Source organism: Mycobacterium shunyiense, from assembly GCF_058270075.1.
On record NZ_JBZDPU010000008.1, the window covers coordinates 322,155 to 339,216 of the forward strand.

At 63.9% G+C, this 17,062-nt stretch carries 14 protein-coding genes and 1 pseudogene; 6 read left to right on the forward strand and 9 right to left on the reverse strand.

What is annotated here, in order from left to right; genetic code table 11:
* Window positions 1-84: 84 nt before the first annotated feature.
* Window positions 85-744, reverse strand: coding sequence for a flavin-containing monooxygenase (locus AC4ELH_RS08400; protein WP_498883927.1), 660 nt, complete (start codon window positions 742-744; stop codon window positions 85-87).
* A gap of 148 nt (window positions 745-892) precedes the next feature.
* Between AC4ELH_RS08400 and AC4ELH_RS08405 the strand changes: the two genes are divergently transcribed.
* Complete coding sequence (locus AC4ELH_RS08405; RefSeq protein WP_498883929.1) at window positions 893-2,125, forward strand: cytochrome P450; 1,233 nt, start codon at window positions 893-895, stop codon at window positions 2,123-2,125.
* Window positions 2,126-2,132: 7 nt separating this feature from the next.
* Here the strand turns inward: AC4ELH_RS08405 and AC4ELH_RS08410 are convergent, their stop codons facing one another.
* A complete protein-coding gene (locus AC4ELH_RS08410; RefSeq protein ID WP_498883931.1) occupies window positions 2,133-3,323 on the reverse strand; it encodes an alpha/beta hydrolase in 1,191 nt (396 codons plus the stop codon).
* A gap of 444 nt (window positions 3,324-3,767) precedes the next feature.
* Here AC4ELH_RS08410 and AC4ELH_RS08415 point away from each other — a divergent pair.
* A pseudogene (locus tag AC4ELH_RS08415) lies at window positions 3,768-4,003 on the forward strand (IS607 family element RNA-guided endonuclease TnpB); the annotation flags it as partial.
* Window positions 4,004-4,451: 448 nt separating this feature from the next.
* On the opposite strand, the gene AC4ELH_RS08420 reads toward AC4ELH_RS08415, so the two are convergent.
* Window positions 4,452-5,969: a flavin-containing monooxygenase gene (locus AC4ELH_RS08420; protein ID WP_498883933.1), complete on the reverse strand. Its 1,518-nt coding sequence runs from the start codon at window positions 5,967-5,969 to the stop codon at window positions 4,452-4,454.
* Between the two features lie 433 nt (window positions 5,970-6,402).
* Window positions 6,403-7,326, reverse strand: a complete 924-nt coding sequence (locus AC4ELH_RS08425) for a metal-dependent hydrolase (protein ID WP_498883935.1) — start codon at window positions 7,324-7,326, stop codon at window positions 6,403-6,405.
* An 854-nt stretch (window positions 7,327-8,180) separates the two neighbouring features.
* On the opposite strand from AC4ELH_RS08425, the gene AC4ELH_RS08430 reads away from it, so the two are divergent.
* Window positions 8,181-9,110, forward strand: a complete 930-nt coding sequence (locus AC4ELH_RS08430; RefSeq protein WP_498883936.1) for an enoyl-CoA hydratase-related protein — start codon at window positions 8,181-8,183, stop codon at window positions 9,108-9,110.
* A gap of 728 nt (window positions 9,111-9,838) precedes the next feature.
* Here the strand turns inward: AC4ELH_RS08430 and AC4ELH_RS08435 are convergent.
* From AC4ELH_RS08435 to AC4ELH_RS08450, 4 genes are all read right to left on the reverse strand, one after another.
* Window positions 9,839-10,483, reverse strand: coding sequence for a PaaI family thioesterase (locus AC4ELH_RS08435; RefSeq protein ID WP_498883938.1), 645 nt, complete (start codon window positions 10,481-10,483; stop codon window positions 9,839-9,841).
* A 198-nt stretch (window positions 10,484-10,681) separates the two neighbouring features.
* Window positions 10,682-11,215, reverse strand: a complete 534-nt coding sequence (locus tag AC4ELH_RS08440) for a hypothetical protein (RefSeq protein WP_498883940.1) — start codon at window positions 11,213-11,215, stop codon at window positions 10,682-10,684.
* A gap of 149 nt (window positions 11,216-11,364) precedes the next feature.
* A complete protein-coding gene (locus AC4ELH_RS08445; protein ID WP_498883942.1) occupies window positions 11,365-11,802 on the reverse strand; it encodes a hypothetical protein in 438 nt (145 codons plus the stop codon).
* Window positions 11,803-12,053: 251 nt separating this feature from the next.
* Window positions 12,054-12,872, reverse strand: coding sequence for an Emopamil-binding protein (locus AC4ELH_RS08450; protein ID WP_498883944.1), 819 nt, complete (start codon window positions 12,870-12,872; stop codon window positions 12,054-12,056).
* A 221-nt stretch (window positions 12,873-13,093) separates the two neighbouring features.
* On the opposite strand from AC4ELH_RS08450, the gene AC4ELH_RS08455 reads away from it, so the two are divergent.
* The 3 genes from AC4ELH_RS08455 (at window position 13,094) to AC4ELH_RS08465 (ending at window position 15,630) form a co-directional block, all read left to right on the forward strand.
* A complete protein-coding gene (locus AC4ELH_RS08455; protein WP_498883946.1) occupies window positions 13,094-13,762 on the forward strand; it encodes a TetR/AcrR family transcriptional regulator in 669 nt (222 codons plus the stop codon).
* Between the two features lie 64 nt (window positions 13,763-13,826).
* Window positions 13,827-14,618, forward strand: coding sequence for a class I SAM-dependent methyltransferase (locus tag AC4ELH_RS08460; RefSeq protein WP_498883948.1), 792 nt, complete (start codon window positions 13,827-13,829; stop codon window positions 14,616-14,618).
* A gap of 202 nt (window positions 14,619-14,820) precedes the next feature.
* The gene (locus AC4ELH_RS08465; RefSeq protein WP_498883950.1) at window positions 14,821-15,630 is read left to right on the forward strand and encodes an MlaE family ABC transporter permease; all 810 of its coding nucleotides are present in this window, start codon (window positions 14,821-14,823) and stop codon (window positions 15,628-15,630) included.
* 333 nt (window positions 15,631-15,963) lie between these two features.
* On the opposite strand, the gene AC4ELH_RS08470 is transcribed toward AC4ELH_RS08465, so the two are convergent.
* Window positions 15,964-16,623 (reverse strand): TetR/AcrR family transcriptional regulator, encoded by a 660-nt coding sequence (locus AC4ELH_RS08470; RefSeq protein ID WP_498883952.1) that lies wholly within the window; start codon window positions 16,621-16,623, stop codon window positions 15,964-15,966.
* Between the last annotated feature and the right edge of the window lie 439 nt (window positions 16,624-17,062).

A 17,062-nucleotide genomic window follows, 5' to 3' on the forward strand; every position in this document is an offset into this window, starting at 1 on the left:
CCGTCTGGGTATCCGGAAATCGGGTTTGGGGAGCATCCAGCTCGGCGTTCGCTGAAAGACGTTAAGCGAACATACATTTCCTGACTATGCTCCCGCAATCTGTGCACCGCTGGAGCCGGTGCCTACGATCGCGACGGTCTTGCCCGCCGTGTCGTAGTTGTCGTCCCACGCGTTCGGTCGAAGCACGGTGCCTTTGAAGTCGTCCAAGCCGGGCAGGATGGTCGAGGTCTTGGCGTTGACGTATCCGCCCACAGCGCTGATGACGAACCGCGCCCGCACGGTACGGCCGTCCTCGAGCAGTAGGGACCAGGTTCGCGCGTCGCCGTCCCACAGCTGCCGCTGTACGTTGCATCCGAGGTGCAGGTGGCGCCGCAGACCCAGCTCGTCGATGGCGCGCAAGAGGTGGTTCTGCACTTCGGATCCGGGTGAGAAGAACCTCGACCATTGCCGGGTCGGCGCGAACTGCAGTTGGTACCAGGGCGATGGTAGGTCCACGGCCAGGCCGGGATAGTGGTTGTCCCGCCAGGTGCCGCCGGCCTCGTCGGCGCGCTCCAGAATCGCGAAGTCGGCGATCCCCGCTTTCTGCAGTTTGTGGGCAGCCGTGATGCCGCCCATACCCGCGCCGATGACGACCACCTCGAAGTGGGCCAGCGACGGCTGATCGTCCCGGTGGTCGGAGGATGGACCGGTCAGAGCGCCGCAGCGCGCACCGGCGACAGCGGCGGGTGTATCGACAGATCGCATGGAGTCACCATACATAATGCAAAAGCGTCTACCCAGTGCGGTTTCAGACGCTAAGCTCACGAAAACGCGACCCACTGACACATATTCGTGGCGTAAGCGGCCCCCGTCGGCGAACGGAGCTTGCGTCGATCCGGAAGAGGAGTACGGCATGACACGCGCCAACGAAATCGCCTCTTTCTCAGCGGATTTCGACTTCACCGATCCCGACATGTTGGTGCGCGGCGTGCCGATCGACGAGTTCGCTGAGTTGCGTTCGACGGCACCGTTGTTTTGGAACGAGCAACATTCGGAGCACTTTGGCGACGGGGGGTACTGGGTAGTCAGCCGCCACCGCGACATCGCGGAGGTGACCAAGGACAGCACCCGGTGGTCGACGGCGTTGAAGGGCTCGATCATCGGACTGCCCGAGTCCGCGCCCATCGAGACGGTGCGGGCCACCACGTCGCTGCTGATGGTCAACCAGGAGGGTGACGACCACACCCGGCTGCGCACCCTGGTGTCCCGGTTGTTCACGCCGCGTGCCCTGGCGGTCATGGAGGCGCGCTTGACGACGTCGGCCCGGCGGATCGTGCTGCGGGCCCGCGAGCACGGGAGCGGGGACTTCGTCGACGACGTGGCGATGCGGTTGCCGTTACAGGCGATCGCGGAACTGCTCGGGGTGCCCGACGAGGACCGTTCGATGCTGTACGCGCTGACCAACTCGGTGATGTACTTCGACGATCCGGACGCCGACGACCTCATGGAGGCCAGTGCACGTTTGGTGGAGTACGCCTACGGGTTGGCTGAACAGCGCCGACGCCAGCCGCAGGACGACATCGTGACCCGGCTGATCGCACCACGCGATGACGGCGACGAACTCGAGGACATGGAGTTCGCGCTGTTTGTCATCCTGCTCGCCATTGCAGGCAACGAGACGACCCGCAACGCGTTGTCCGCCGGTATGCACGCATTCATCGAGCACCCGGAACAGTGGGAGCTGTTCCGCCGACTGCGGCCCGCGTCGGCTGTCGAGGAGGTCCTGCGCTGGGCGACACCGGTGCACTGCACCCAGCGCACGGCGATCGTCGACACCGAATTGTCAGGCACCCCGATTCGCGCCGGCGATCGCGTCGGCCTCTTCTACAGTTCGGCGAACTTTGACGAGTCAGTCTTCACCGATCCACACCGGTTCGACATTCTGCGGGATCCCAATCCCCACCTCACGTTCGGCGGCAAAGGCGTGCACTACTGCCTGGGCGCCAACCTGGCGCGACTGGAGGTCCGACTGATCTTCGACGCGATCGCCGATCTCGCGCCCGACATCACCAAGATCGCCGATCCGGTGCGCGCCCGCTCAGGGTGGCTCAACGGTTTCAAGCGCTTCGACGTCGGCTACCGCTAACGGCGATTCACCCTGCGCGGGGCAGCGGGGGGTGAACGTTCGCTCGTCGCACTTGTTCGAGGAACAATGCGGATGCCGTCACCGCGGCGTGTGTCGAGCGCCAGTCGGTGAGGTCGAAGCCGTGGCCTGCGCCGGGCAGTTCGAGGTAGCGGACGTCGGAGCGCGACACCTCCCGCATCCTCGCGACGAAGGCGCGGGCCTCCCCGACGGGGATGACCCGGTCGTGCGTACCGTGGATGACCAGGAACGGCGGACTACCGGGGTGTGCGCGCACGATGGGTGACGCGTCGCGGCAGACAGCGTCGACGTCGACACCGTTCCGGCCCCGCACGACCACGTTCTGCACGAACGCGACGAAGTCGTGCCGCTCACGCGTCGCTCGGTCGGCCCAGTCATAGCGACCGTACAGGCCGATCACCGCATCAACGGCCGAGTGCGTGTCGGTCGGGACGCGGTTCAGGAAGGCGGGGTCGTCGGGACAGAGTCCCGCCAGAGCCGCCAGGTGGCCGCCCGCCGATGCACCGGCCACGGCGACGAAGCCCGCGTCGCCGCCGTATTCCCCCGCATGCGTTCGCGCCCAGGACAACGCGGCTAGGGCGTCCTCGACGTGGCAGGGCCAGCGATAGCGCGGCGCGACGCGGTACTCGGCGGACAGACACAACCAGCCGCGCCGCGCCATCTCGGCCAGGAGTGCGTAGCCCTGCATGACGCGTCCGCTGTGCAGCCACGCTCCGCCGGGCAGGAACAGCAGTACCGGCGCCGGCCGGGCCGACTCGTCGTGTCGCCGCCATACGTCCATAACCTGCCGCGGTGAGGCTCCGTAGCGTATTCCGCTGCGGTACAGGAGTTCCCGCCGTGCGACGAGACCGGACAGCACGGGGTGGCGGCGGTCGGGACGGCCCCACTGGGCATCGACGACAGGCTTGGGTACAACTCCCGTGAGCGCGCCTGCCACCAGCGGCTTGAGACCGACAACCGACATCCTCGGCCTCGGCTGTGCGGCCATGTCCCCGTGCGACGCGGGTTGCCGCGCGAGCACGCTCCGAGACGCCCACGCGGACGCGGCGACCACGCTGCCGAGCGGTTCGAGCCATCGACCGACGACCGGAAGCCGAGCACACGCATCGGTGAGCGCGAAAGCGCCCGCCAGCCACTTGGGTGGCCCGTCGGTCGTAGCGGCGTGCTGCGATTCGGCCATCGCCGCCAGAGCGGAAGCTGGCGTGGCCGGCGCCCTCGATCCGCAGCAGCGCGACAGATAGCTCACGGCGACCTCACAGCAGACGGGCCGGCTCCGCGGAGCGGGGCCAGACGTGCGGGATGACCCGCCCATGGGTGGACGATAGCAGATCAACGTCCGGTCATCGGTGCGGTCGGCGACTGTGGGGTCGCGTGCTTGCTCGCGACGGGCCGGGAGTCAAGCGGTGCAGCGCCGGAACGAAACTAAGTTGAGCGGCGGACGTTTGCACTACCACGACGCGGATCCGGTCCGTATCCGAGACCAGCAGGACAATCGATGGCGCCGGAGCTGTCGCCCACCATTCGCCATACGAATCGTCGATAGCGTATGGTGCACCGCGGACCAGTGGGGCACACGGTGACCGTCGCCCCGAATGCGCGCACCGAGGGAAGCGGCCATGCAAACTGGGCCGAACATTGGCAATACGGCAGCTGCTCGGTCACACACCAACGTGATGACAACGCCGCGATCAACCTCGCACGCTACGAGGACACCGTTAGCGTCGTCGGCCCAGTTGGGGCCGCCGTCAAGCGTGGAGCCGACCGTAAGACCGGGCCCCGCCGACCGGCGGCCGTGAAGCGCCGAAGGGAACCAACCCAAAGGTTGGCGAACAACCTCGAGATGGGGTGCAAGTCGCGTGACCACTAACGATCACTCACTTGCAACGGTCAAGGTTCAGAAGCTGGAACGGGGTCACTTTTCAGAAGTTCTTGACACCCCGCTCCGACCAACAGACCGCCATCGAGTTCCTCGACTACGTTTTGTCGCGGCTGCCGTTCCAGGGGGAGTGTGAATAGCGTTGGGGCCGAGACGTGTAGGGCGCTGCGGGGAGGACGTACGTTCGAAGGCTGCGTCGTGTCGGCCGCGGTGGCGGCTGCGCCGGGCCCCACACGTCGCCGCGATCTGTCGGTTGGTTCGCAGCCCAGAGAACGCCGCGTAGCCGGTCACCGCCGTGCCGAGCAGCGCGGGGGAGGAGACGTATCGAAGTGACCGCGAGACTGCGCAATTCGCCAACGCCGACAGATTCGGACTCGCATCCGACAGTCGTGGTCGGGACCGTGTCCACCGGTGCCTGATGCCCGGCGGCGGTCAGACGGTTCCGCTCATCTGTACGGCGGCACCGGCGAACGTGTAATCGGTGAGCGGGAAGCGGGACTGCTGTCTCACCGCGGTGCCGGTCGACGTCGGACGGAACCAGCACACGTCGCCGGCCTCGTTGTAGTAGTAACTGTTCGAGGTGGCGCAGTTACCGGTGAAAAGCAGGGACCTGCCCATCCGGTTGTGAGCGCGGTCGGACCACTGCAGGGCCGCGTGCTCGGACACTTCGAAGGTCGTGGCACGGGTGCGGCGCATTTCGCGGAGCAGCCGGTTGATGTGCACGGTCTGTTGTTCGGCCTGATCGAAGAACGATAGGCCGGTGAACGCGAACGGGCTGGTCATGCAGATGAAGTTGGGGAAGTGAGGCACGGTGATGCCCTCGTAGGAGGCGTACCGGTTGGTCCGCCACCAGGTGCCGAGATCGATCCGATTGCGGCCGGTGATCTTGAAGGCGGGGAAGTTGTGGTCGTAAATGTTGAAACCGGTCGCAAGGATCAGGGTGTCGAGGCGGGCGCGTCGCCCATCGCGGGTCACGATACCGTCCCGTTCGATGCGGTCGATTCCGGCGGTCTCCAGAGTGACGTGGGGTTGGTTGTAGATCTTGTAGTAGACGTTGGAGACCGCCGGCCGCTTACAGCCGAACGAGTATGTGGGAGTGAGCTTGCGACGTGTCTCCTTATCGCGGACCTGGAGAGCGAGCATGGCTCGGCACTGCCATTCGACGAATGCGTGCAGACGCTTGAACTTCGGATAGTTGAGGATCGCCGTCATCAGTACGAACTGGTAGAGCAGGTTGCTCAGGGTGCGCACCAGACGGTGCAGCGGTGGCGCTGTCGCGAACACCGTCTGCAGCCGCTCGGGGATCTCCGCATCCATCTTGGGTGTTACCCAGATCGGCGTGCGTTGGTACACCCTGAGGTGATCGACATCCTTGGCGACTTCGGGAAGCAGCTGCACCGCGGTGGCGCCGGTGCCGATGACACCGACTCGGCGACCCCGTAGATCGGTGGCGGGATCCCAGCCGGTGGTGTGCAGGATCTCGCCCTCGAACGACTGCAGGCCGGGGATGTCGGGATAGTGCCGTTGGGACAGAATGCCGGTCGCGTTGATCAGCAGCCGGGAGGTCAGGGTTTCCCCGTCGGAGAGCGTCGTATGCCAGAGCTGCGCGACGTCGTCCCATACCGACTCGGTAACGGCGGTGTTGAGGCGCACGTGGCGTTTCACGTCGTACTTCTCGCTGACGTGCTGTGCGTAGGCGAACAGTTCGGGTCCCTCGGCGTAGAGCCGCTTCCACCGTGGGTTCGGCTCGAACCAGTACTGGTAGGTGGTCGACATGATGTCGACGGCCGCGCCCGGATAGCGGTTGACGTGCCAGGTGCCCCCGAGGTCGTCCTCACGTTCGACGATGACGAAGTTCTCCAGCTCGAGTTTCTTCAACTCGATGGCGGCGGCCATGCCTCCGAATCCGGCTCCCACGACGACCGCGTCGAGAGGTTCTGCGATGCCCATTCCGCTACCATACACATGACTCATTCCGTATGGTCAACTTCTGTTGCGTCATGGAGCGGGATCGCGCTGCCGGAGAACGATGTTCGGCTGACCCGTCTCGTCGACACGGTGACTAGCGGTGCCGGCCCGGCGCCTGACACACCCTTGATATGTCAAGGGGCGGTGTATGAGATGAGAAGGACTGGTAAGGAGGGGATTTCACGTCCGACGCGGCAGCCATCCGGTTCAGGTTATTGGTCCGGCCTGGACCATGCTTAGAGGTGAGTGCGCGAGCTACCCCCTCCGGGGCGGATGATCTCGAACCCTGAGCCGCGACCGCGGTTTGGCGGGAGCCAGCCCGCAGAGCGAACTTGTGGCACGCTCACCGGCGCGCACGCGGAAGACCTGCCTTCGCGCTCGGTCGAAAGGTCAGGCGGGGGTGCCGCGCCGGTCGCTAGGCGCCAGCGGTTGAGTAGAAGCGCGACGCGATGTCGGGCTGCTCGTCGTAGCGGGCGAACCACTGCGTCGCGAACGCCGGAATGCGCTCGTCGACGGGTTTGTGGCCAGGTGCCTGGCACTTGATCAGCCCGATCACCATGTCCATCACCTCGCGCTTGGGAATTCCGGCGTAGGTGGTTGCACCGCGCCCGCTGCGCGCCAATCGGCGGTTCGCCACATTCGCCGCCAACATTGCACGCGGAGTGAGTCGTCGCGGCAACAGATCGACGATGTACCCACCGTCAGCGGCCGGCACGTGTTTGCGGAACCCGTCGGTGACGATGGCCAGGATCTCGCTCATGTGACCGGCCATCTCGAAGAGCACCCTGAACCGGTAGGCGTAGCTGCCGTTGATCGCATCGTAAACGCGCAGCGCCGAGCTGCGATGTTCCATCTCCTCGACGAAGTGCCACAGCATCAACGACGCGACCCGCTCGTCGCCGGGAGCGAAGAGCAGGTCGTCGTGCTCGATGAACGTGCGGAAGTAGGGCGTGAACGTGTTCTCGATACACGCGACGTAGGCCAATCGCCAGTCCAGCGGCTTGGTGGCGGTCAGCCGCTGGTACGAGTCGTGGACGGCGTCCATCGTCTCCTGCAGGCCAGGCCAGGTGCGGATCAGCCCCCGATAGTGGCTCATGTGGGCGGCGGAGTGCTGCGCTTCCTGCCGCAAGTAGGCGTTAGCGTCCTCGACGTCGGCAGGATCACGCATCACGGGGATGGTCTCCCGCGTCGCGTCGACGATGAACGTCTCGAAACCGGGTCCCGCGAACGTCAGCATGTTGCAGAACATCGAGAAGGCGGGCCGCTCCGGGTTCCAGTTGAACGGGACGTCCTCGGAGGCGAAATCGTAGCGCACCCGGCGCACGGTGAGATTGGTCATCGCAAAGGTCCCTCCGTTCGAAGGTTCGGCGCCTGCGCTCGAACCCATCACAACACTATACATAAATCTCTGTATGTATGGTCTACGGACAGGGGCCACGTCGCACCCCTCGGCGGCTGCGTGTATGAGATTCCTAGACAGCGAGGGTCCACGTTTGGTGTCGCGGAGGATGCCTCACTGATACCGCCGGGGTCACCAGTGACGTCGTGTTGCACCCGCACCTCGCAGACGCACAGCCTCGTACAGTACGTGCCGTAGAGGGCGAAAGCGGTGAATTGGCGACCTATATCCGGCCGCGTGCACGCCCCCGTCACAACATCACAGCGTCGCGCTGTTCCGCCGACGCCGCTGCCATCCAGGGAGGACCACCACCGCTGTAAGGCAGCCGGTTTCGGCACTGCGGTCACACGTGGAGGCCGCGAAAGCACTCGCGGATATCGTGCGCAAGCATTCGCTGGTTGTCTGAGCGCGGCGAAATGGCCTCCGCGGGCTGACTCGGTGCGGAAACGGAGGGTCGGTGAACCGCGTCTTGGCTCAGCGGCGAGCCATGCGTACCACTTCGGCTCGGCTGCGAGCTCGAATGGGAGCGGCGACCGGGTCGAGGTTCAGCCCACCTTCATCTCCGAGTTACAGCCGAGCCGACGAGTACCGGTCACTGTCGTCCAGCACATCATCACGTTGTCTGGGTGACGCGTTCGCAGTGCGTGTCGTGATCGGCAGGACTGTCGCGTGATGCGGGTGCGGCATGCGGTCGGCAACCGGCAACGGGTGGCGGCTCCGGGGCCTATCGGTGCAACGTCGTTGACGGCGCGCTTGGGCCCGTATTAGTTTCAAGCAACAGTAGACAGCTCGCGATGTACGTCTTGTCTGCTGCGTTCTTCAAGGACGAGGGGAGCTCGACTTGGCGCGCGGCGGTGCTTGCGGTGCTCGGCGTTTGTGAGCCAGTGACAGGGAGGAGCGCCGTGTCCATCAGCGATCAAAGCGCGGAACCGCAGCTGCTTGTGGAACGCGATGGCAGCGTTGTCGTTTTGACGATGAACAATCCGCGTCGACGTAATGCGTTGACGCCAAGCATGATTGCGCTGATGGCGCAGGCGTGGAACGAGATCGACGCGGACGACGACATACGAGTGGCCGTTCTGACTGGCGCTGGATCAGACTACTGCGCCGGCGGCGATCTAGCCGATGGGTGGATGGTGCCCGGCGCCGCCGCGGAGGACGGTGCTGAGCCACGGGCCAGAATGGCGGGGTCCGTGATTACCGACGGCCTGTTACTGAGCAGGTCGTTGACCAAGCCGCTGATCGCTGCGGTAAACGGGGCCTGCCTCGGTGGCGGCTGTGAGATGCTGCAGCAGACCGATATTCGGGTCGCCGAGGAGCATGCCGTGTTCGGACTTCCCGAGGCACGATGGGGGATGATTGCCGGCGCGGGATCGACAGTGCGGCTCAAGCGTCAGATTCCGTACACGAAGGCAATGGAGATGATCCTGACCGGCGAGCCGCTGTCAGCCGCCGAGGCATACCACTTCGGTCTGGTCGGTCACGTGGTACCGACAGGCCGCGGATTGGACAGGGCGCTCGAACTTGCGTCTCGGGTGGCGGCCAATGGGCCGCTTGCGATCCGGAACGCCAAGGCCGCGATCGTGAGCAGCGGCTGGATCAACGAGGCGGACGCTCTCGCCGTCGAGAGACGGTTTGTCGCCGAGGTCATGCGCTCCGCTGATGCCAAGGAGGGTTTGGCGGCCTTCGCGGAGAAAAGGCCGTCCAGGTTCACAGGACGATGATCGGATCCATTTCGACAGAGCGTCACGCTGCGACGTGCCGTCGGACGACGGAATAACATCGACGCGAGGCCATACGACTGTGTGGCGTAGGAGGGCGGCCGTTCCTAAACGCCCCTGAGTGAAATTCGGCTGGACCGCAACGAGGCGCGCGGATTCAGGGCGATGAGCCGACACCGGACGTGGTCAATTGTTTCGGCAACAAGCATTCGAATGTCGGACCCGATGGCACACCTGGGCCCACCCACCAGCGCCCCAGTTGAGCTAGGCACCGCGCCGCGGAAGAAGTCAATGTGGGAACGGATTGCGCGCCGTAGGACAACTAAGCCGCACAGTCACTGTCGGTCGTGTCGGGTTCACCCTCGCCTCGCGGGCTGGCTGTCCGCCGCACGCTCTGTCAGCACAGCGTTCACTGCTTTATGGACGATCGGCCTATGGCACTTGAGCTGACTAGCCACCGAAGACTGGTCGGGGATATGTAGTCGGCAGCAGGCGGTCTTCTGTCGAAAGCTACTGCTAAACAAGCGTATCCGGTGAGGGATGAGCGTGCATGACGCATGTCCTTTGCGTGCGCTCGTTAGGCGGGGCGGCCACGACGATCCTGTCAAGGTGTCCAGCACCGTCGCGCGAACATGCCCGAAGGTCTGCTGCCTCCGCATGTCAGCTCCGGAGCTGACTGCTCACGATTCAACCGGAGCTGACACCGCGATGGGGCGACAAGACGTGGTGGTTCATCGCTGGTGTGGTTGCAGCGCGATCATCAGTGCGGCGGCGCTAGCCAATAATGCTCCATCGGGGCCGCAGAGTTCGGCGCTGAGATAGGCTTTGCGGCCTTCGACGGAGTCGATGTGTGCTGTTGCCCGCACTGGAGTGTCGGTCAGCACATAGCCGGTGTAGTCGACGTTGAGATAGGCGGTTCGGCTGATGGGTAGGCCGGCGGCGTCGACGACGAGGGCGAAATGCCAGTCGAAGAGCAGCGGCAGAGCCCCGCCGAATACCACGTCGTGTGCACCGTGATAGAAGCGGCTGAAATGTCCCTGCAGGACCACGCCGTCGGCACCAGAAGAGTGGATGGCAAACGCCGGTATCAGCGGGTTGCCGAAGCCAGGAAGATTGGAAGCGCGGCCAGCCGGGGCAAGGGCTTCGGTCACACGATGCTGCGTCAAAGTGTTGCTGATTTGGCTCAGCTGAGCGGCGGCTGCGGCCCACACTTCGGGCTCGGGGAGCACCGACTGCAGGATGTCTTGCAGGCGCCGCAGCCCTTGAGTGAACTGAGCGAACTCCGGGGTCGCCACGGTTGGTCGGTATTGGGAGAAGTCGAATTCAGTGGACGGCGCCGGGGAGGTGGGCTCGTCCGGGGGAAGGGAGTTGGTCATCGCGTCCGATCGTGTTGTGGTGAGGCCATTTACGCATCAATGCGTCAACTGAAGGGGCCAGCACGTGGCTGGGACCTGCGAGGTTGAATCATCGATCGCTGAATTTCCCGCGATCTGCCGAGGAGGACGCGCGTGGGTTACTGCTTAACGGTTCACCTCGGCAGCCTCGTACGGCGACAGCTGCTGCGAGGCGAGTGGTCATCGATTCCACTTGCTGCGATTCAGGGCGTACAGCCACGGCAACATGACAAACGGTGTGAGATACCAGAAATTGATGAACCACCATCCGGCGACACCAAACTTGGCGGCCCCAAAACGGACGTCGAAGTTTTGCAAAACGTTCGTGAGATAACCGAGCCATGCGAATGTGTACACCCATGTAGTGATGAGCATAAAATCATACCCCCACCGCTTCATCTTCAAGAATGCCCAGATGGCCACTACTCGAAGTGGAAACACTGCCATCACCGCGAAGACACCCCAACCCTTCTCGCCCGCACCGCCCGCACCGCCGAGCACCATCGTGCTGTAGTCCATGTAATAGCCACCGTCGAACAGGCGGCCATACCCGGTGGTGAAGGCCTGCATGAGATGGGTGCTGTTTGCGAAGATGTCCAGAGCCCAGGCGCCGAAATTGATTCCCGCGTCGGAAAGTGCGAACACCGCCAGCACCGTCACTGCCAGGGGCCGTTGTCGTTCGCCCGCGGCGGCGGCCCGGCGTAACCCCACCATGCCCCAGATGATCAAACCCAGGCCGACTGGACCCAGAACTCCCGACCCACACGCCAAACATCCTGCAAGCAGGAACAAGTCGGCCCGTTTGGCCAACGGACCCTCGGTCTCCGGGGCCACGGCAGACGTTGGGTTTCGAGCAGTCATATTCACCAGCCCGACGTCAACAGGATTGCTGGGAGAAGGGCCGCGCCCATGATCGACACGGCCGCGATGCATGCCGCACCGAGAATTACCAAAGCCTTGGTGTAACGTGGAATTGCGATGAGGTAGAACGGTTGCGCGTCGACTTCTTCCTGAGTGAGCGACGAATCGGGGCCATCGCCTAACCGCGAGGCCAGCCAGTGCCAACCCGCAATGAGCAGCGCCAGGATGACGAATGTTCCTGCGATGACCAACGCGTCGATCCAGAACCCGTTGCCGGCATGAGTCGTAGTCTTGGGATGGACGTTGCCGGCAAACAGGCCGTAACCCTTATGCAAGGCTTGGCACACGTTGAAGGTGATGAAGAATCCGAAGATCACCGGCCCAGACCACATCAGCGCCATGACAGCGCGCCGTCGGCGTTCCAGGTCGTCAGTGTGCATGGTGAACTCATGACCTTTCATGGCCTTCGCCGCTGTGCACGGCGTTGACATAGGTCGATACCTATAGCCTGTGCACCCGGGGGTGGGCAGGCCGACTGCCTAACCAGCGCGCCGACCTTAGGTGGGCATGTGGAGTCTCGTTGCGACATTAAATGCGTTGCGCGGAAGCGGCTTCGAGGAGCCCGAGGCCCAGCGGATGGTTGCACCGGCTGATCGAATCAGGCGGTGCAACCATCGGGCCGGGCGGGGGATTAACCGCGAACTGCTGCCAGGTCCGCGGGGGTAGCAGGTGCGCCCGCTGCCGCCGACTTCAAGGCCTTCTGTTCGTAGAGGTAGCCCAGTTGCTTGGCGACAAAGGGCATGCTGACGATGGGCGCGATCATCCAGGGGAGGTTTTCGTAGATCAGCACCATGGTGACGCCCCAGAAGTCACGCAGCGGGAAGTTGGGAAAGCCGTGCCGGGCTTCGGCAACGAAGTAGATGAAGAACACCGTCAGCATGGCCGCCATCGTGGCGAACGCCCACCACAGCGGGGGGATGCGCTTTTCGGGATCGTTGCCTGCTTTCCTCAGCTTCCACCACACGTACAGCAGGACGGCCGCGCCGACCACGACGACAAGTTCCATGGCCCACAGCGGCCCGTCGCTGTTGAGGTAGCGCACGTCGTAGATGCCGTAGTACCAGAACACCCATCCCCACGGCTTGGTCTCGTCGAGATGCATCCAGCCCATGAGGTCGCCCACCAGCCAGGCCACCTCCCACCACAATTCACTTGCCGCACCGGCGATGCAGAACCAGAGCATCGAGAACTCGTTGGATTTCTCCAAGGTGGTGCGCTTCTCGCCGGGGGCGTCCTTCCACGCCATCGCGAACATGATGAAAACCGGTGTCATGAACAGGGTGCAGGCGATGATCCCGGTCTCTTTGACCATGGGAAGCCAGCCCATCCCGACACCGATGATGCCCCCGATGGCGACTGTCGCGGTGAAGGCCGAGCCCCACGCGTAGACCCGGGTGCGCTGCTTGGCCCACGGTTTAGTGAAATCGTGCTCTAGGACAGGGGTCGTCATAGCTGTTTCCTCCAGTCTGCTGAGGCGATCCGAGTGAGGATAGCGTCCGGAATGGCGCTCCCGTTTACCAGAATCGCTATTCTGCAAGGTAGCATCGCGATTATGGCGTACGCAATAGGTGTTACGGGCTGGTGCGGCCGACGATCCGACGAGCGGTCGCGAACCGGTGTGCCCTCGTTGGTCCGCCAACAGTCGCCAGCGTTAACTGCAGGGCTTGCCCTATGACGGCAGCCACGAGTATTCGCCAGGCGCGCCGGCTGATGTACCGCCAGCAGATCATCGCTGCGGCAGAACTCGAATTCGCCAGGACCGGCTTTGATAAGACCAGAGTCGGCGACATCGCCCGTGCTGCCGGCGTATCTGTCGACACGGTCTACAAGAACTTCGACGGCAAGACCGACATTTGGAATGCGCTCAACCGTCACCGTATGGATGAGTTGATCGCTGCTGGCGAGCGCGCGACAGGTGGCCTGACCTCCCCACTGGACCGGCTGCTGTGTTCAGCGCGAGCACAGGTCATGTTCTTCAACGATCATCCGCACTTCCTGGAACTGCACATTCGGGAGGGCTGGAACTGGGCGACCGCCGGCTTTGAACGTGGCCGCGGCGTTCAGGCCGATGTGTGGCGCACTGGTCTGGCCGTGGTGGGCGCGCTCACACAGGAGGCTATTGCTGCCGGCGAGATTTCGGCGATGCCCTCCAATGTCGCGGCCGGACTGGCAGTCTCGGCGTTGCAAGTCTGGTTGTCCGAATGGGTCAACACTGAGCGCATACGCCCGGCACGAGACGTCGCCGACGAACTTGTCGGGCACTTGCGCCAGATGCTGGCAGCCCCCGGCGTGCACTCATCGCGGGTCGAGGCAGCCGGGCCATCACTTGCACCGCAATAACCAAACCCTGGGCCCGCCCGTTTCCCGTTTTCTCGCCGCGACCGACCAAGGAAGGCGCAAGCTCGTGCCGCACACCCCGCCACCATCAGCCAGTGACCGCATCGACGCGTTGTTAGATCCGCAGCGCTGCAGGGGAGTTCAGCTCACCGAGCAAGGCTACATCGACGTTCTCGGCGAGCACATCCCGCCGGCACCGCGCATCGTGCACCGACTGATGCACACCGAGTTTTACACCACCGGCTATCAGCGCGGCCGCGGGGTGCTACGACGCGTCACCGGGCTCACCGCCCCGCAACGTGGCGACGACCGCGCTCGGATAGTGGCCGACCTGCACTTGCATCCAGGGGCGACCGTGATTGACGTTGGTTGTGGGCCGGGCAACTTCACCGGACTGTTCGGCACCGGGGTAGGTGAAAGCGGCATGGCGGTAGGCGTTGACGCGTCACGCCATATGCTGCGACGCGCCACCCTGGACAATGCAGGCCGCAATATCGCTTATCTGAGGGCCGACGCCCAAAACCTGCCGTTCGCCGATCGCAGCGCTGACGCCGCGACGTGTCTGATGGCGCTGTATCTGATCGAGGATCCCTTCCAAGCCCTCGACGAGATCGCGCGCGTGTTGCGCCCTGGCGGTCGGGTCGTCATTCTGACGAGTCTGGCGCCGGGGGGCGTGCGCGAAGATGTGCGCAGCCGGCTCGTCGAGGGGGTGAGCGGGTGCCGGATGTTTGGTCGCGACGAGATCGTCTCGGCTTTGAGGCTGCGGGGTTTCACCCATGTCGAGCAACGCACCGGCGGTCTGTCACAGACTGTCACCGCGGTGCGCGCCCACCCCACCGAGACGGGCAGAGGATGCTAACGACGGTCGCCGATTCGGCGACGGCACGGGTTCCTCGTCGCGGGGCGGTGCTTCATAACTTCGCGTGGGGAACGACGGGCGTGCCGGTCTGCCGTCGAGGCACGACGATGGCGGGGACGCGTCGCATCCCGTCGAGGACGGTCGTCGGAGCTCAACCTTCACACGGTGGGCGCCGGTCAAACACCGGGGCAGGCAAGCGATAATGGCGGCCAGGGATAAGCAACGTTGGTCCAGGCCGGTCTCACTGCCCAAAGGCCTGACGGCGCCCATGGGCGCCGTCGGTGGATTGTTCTCCATGGGTGTAGATGCGTTCAAGTTCGTTTTTGCGCGGCCGTTCCAGGGGCAGGAGTTCGTCCAGCAATGCTGGTTTGTCGCGAGGGTTTCGTTGTTGCCCACGCTGTTGGTAGCGATTCCCTTCACCGTCCTGGTGAGCTTCATTCTCAACATCCTGCTGCGCGAGCTTGGTGCCGCAGACCTGTCGGGTGCGGGCGCGGCGTTTGGCGCGGTCACTCAGGTGGGGCCGCTCGTCACGGTGCTCATCGTGGCCGGGGCCGGCGCCACGGCGATGTGCGCTGACCTGGGATCGCGCACCATCCGCGAGGAAATCGACGCGATGGAGGTGCTGGGCATCAACCCGGTGCAGCGTCTGGTCACTCCGCGAATGCTGGCCTCAGGACTGGTGGCCTTCCTGCTGAACAGCCTGGTGGTCATCATCGGCATCCTGGGCGGTTACCTCTTCTCGGTGTTTGTCCAGGATGTCAACCCAGGCGCGTTCGCCGCCGGGATCACGCTGTTGACCGGAGTGCCCGAAGTCATCATCTCCTGTATCAAGGCAGCCTTGTTTGGCCTGTTCGCCGGGCTGATCGCCTGCTACCGCGGGTTGACGATCACCGGGCGCGGCGCGAAGGCGGTGGGCAACGCGGTGAACGAGACGGTGGTCTTTGCGTTCATGGCGTTGTTCGTAATCAATGTGGTCGTGACGGCCATCGGCATTCAATTGACGGCGAAGTAGCCGAACGGCGTTGCGGCCTTGTAGTACTTTCTGCGCGACGCATCCACGGGGTCTCCGGACATTGCGCACGGCGTGAGAATGGCGATGACGTCGACTCACCTCTGAAAACGTCCGAGTACTGCTGTCACCAACGAATTTCGTCAAGCATCCTGCCGGCCGGGATCAGTTGGTGTGCTTGCATCTACCGTCACACGCCAGCGCCGTCGTCACCTCCTGCGCGTTCCCGTTGGACACGTCTGGTCGATAGAAAGAACTACCCAGAGGTAGCCGGTGACCTGCAACGAACGGGGCCTCCTCAGGCCGTGACCATCTGACTCACAACGACGGCCACGCTCATGGGTTAGCGCTGCCGCGCGCACCGCGTCTCGTGCGTGGAGTTGAGGGAGCGCGCAGGGAACGGGTGAGGTACTGGCCTAGTTCAGCTGCCACCTGCTCAGCGGGCCGATCAAACCCGCTGGTCAGCCAATCGGTCAACCACACCTGTAAGGCAGACACCACCAATCGTGCCAACACGGGCGGCCGGATCGCTTCTATCTCGCCCGAGGCGACGGCGTCCTCGGCGAGTGCGACCATGATGTCGATCCCCGTTCGCCATGCGTCCCGCTGATTGCCGCGGCCCCACTCGGTGCCAGCGGTTGCCCAGCTCAGGCCCTCGCTGATGTGGAGTCGCAGATAATTCGGATGATCGCCGAAGTAGACAACTAACGTTCGTAGCACATTGAGTAGGCGATCAAGTGGCGAATCGAGCCCTTCGACGGCTTGCTTGCCGAAGGTAATGAACTCGTCCATACGTTGTCGATTGAGTTCATCCCAGATCTCATCTTTTCCCGCAAAGTTCTTGTACACGGTAGCGAGTGAGACATCGGCACTCTGGGCGATATCGGCAACCTTCGTCCTATCAAAGCCCGCGCGCGCGAACTCGGCCTCTGCCGCGGCGACGATCTGACGGCGATACATCTCGCGCCGCGCGTCGCGGATGCTTCGTACGGTCACGTCGGTTGTGCCACTGCTCGCAGCTACCTTTCAGCTCAGGTCTGATCACGATGATAGCCAAAGCCCCACCCTAGCTGCTGCAACCACGGGGTTCGCTCGGTCGCGGGTGCGCGCCCGGCGACGGATCAGTGACCACACACACCTTTCGGCGTTGCGTCGCGTGCGCCCTTGCTGATAACTTGCATAATCGTGGTTCTGTTCTTTAGCTTGACGGTTACGCAGTCGGCGGGTGGTGTCCGGTCGGACCGAGCCGCGCGAGGACTCTAGCTACCGCTCGGGCTCGTATTGGGGACTTTGACAAGGGGCGGTCGTGACATGTTTGCCGGCAATGCTGGTTGTTGGATGGTGACCGGACTCCGAGTGCACGAGACCATCGGTCGCGGTGCCCACTTATTCAGTAGCGCGGTCCGAGCGAGGGGAGTGCTCGCGTTCGCGGCGT

Coding starts and splice junctions, on each gene's coding strand:
- AC4ELH_RS08400 (WP_498883927.1), bottom strand. CDS start 744: ATGCGATCTGTCGATACACCCGCCGCTGTCGCCGGTGCGCGCTGCGGC.
- AC4ELH_RS08405 (WP_498883929.1), top strand. CDS start 893: ATGACACGCGCCAACGAAATCGCCTCTTTCTCAGCGGATTTCGACTTC.
- AC4ELH_RS08410 (WP_498883931.1), bottom strand. CDS start 3,323: ATGGCCGAATCGCAGCACGCCGCTACGACCGACGGGCCACCCAAGTGG.
- AC4ELH_RS08420 (WP_498883933.1), bottom strand. CDS start 5,969: ATGGGCATCGCAGAACCTCTCGACGCGGTCGTCGTGGGAGCCGGATTC.
- AC4ELH_RS08425 (WP_498883935.1), bottom strand. CDS start 7,326: ATGACCAATCTCACCGTGCGCCGGGTGCGCTACGATTTCGCCTCCGAG.
- AC4ELH_RS08430 (WP_498883936.1), top strand. CDS start 8,181: ATGTACGTCTTGTCTGCTGCGTTCTTCAAGGACGAGGGGAGCTCGACT.
- AC4ELH_RS08435 (WP_498883938.1), bottom strand. CDS start 10,483: ATGACCAACTCCCTTCCCCCGGACGAGCCCACCTCCCCGGCGCCGTCC.
- AC4ELH_RS08440 (WP_498883940.1), bottom strand. CDS start 11,215: ATGGTGGGGTTACGCCGGGCCGCCGCCGCGGGCGAACGACAACGGCCC.
- AC4ELH_RS08445 (WP_498883942.1), bottom strand. CDS start 11,802: ATGCACACTGACGACCTGGAACGCCGACGGCGCGCTGTCATGGCGCTG.
- AC4ELH_RS08450 (WP_498883944.1), bottom strand. CDS start 12,872: ATGACGACCCCTGTCCTAGAGCACGATTTCACTAAACCGTGGGCCAAG.
- AC4ELH_RS08455 (WP_498883946.1), top strand. CDS start 13,094: ATGACGGCAGCCACGAGTATTCGCCAGGCGCGCCGGCTGATGTACCGC.
- AC4ELH_RS08465 (WP_498883950.1), top strand. CDS start 14,821: ATGGCGGCCAGGGATAAGCAACGTTGGTCCAGGCCGGTCTCACTGCCC.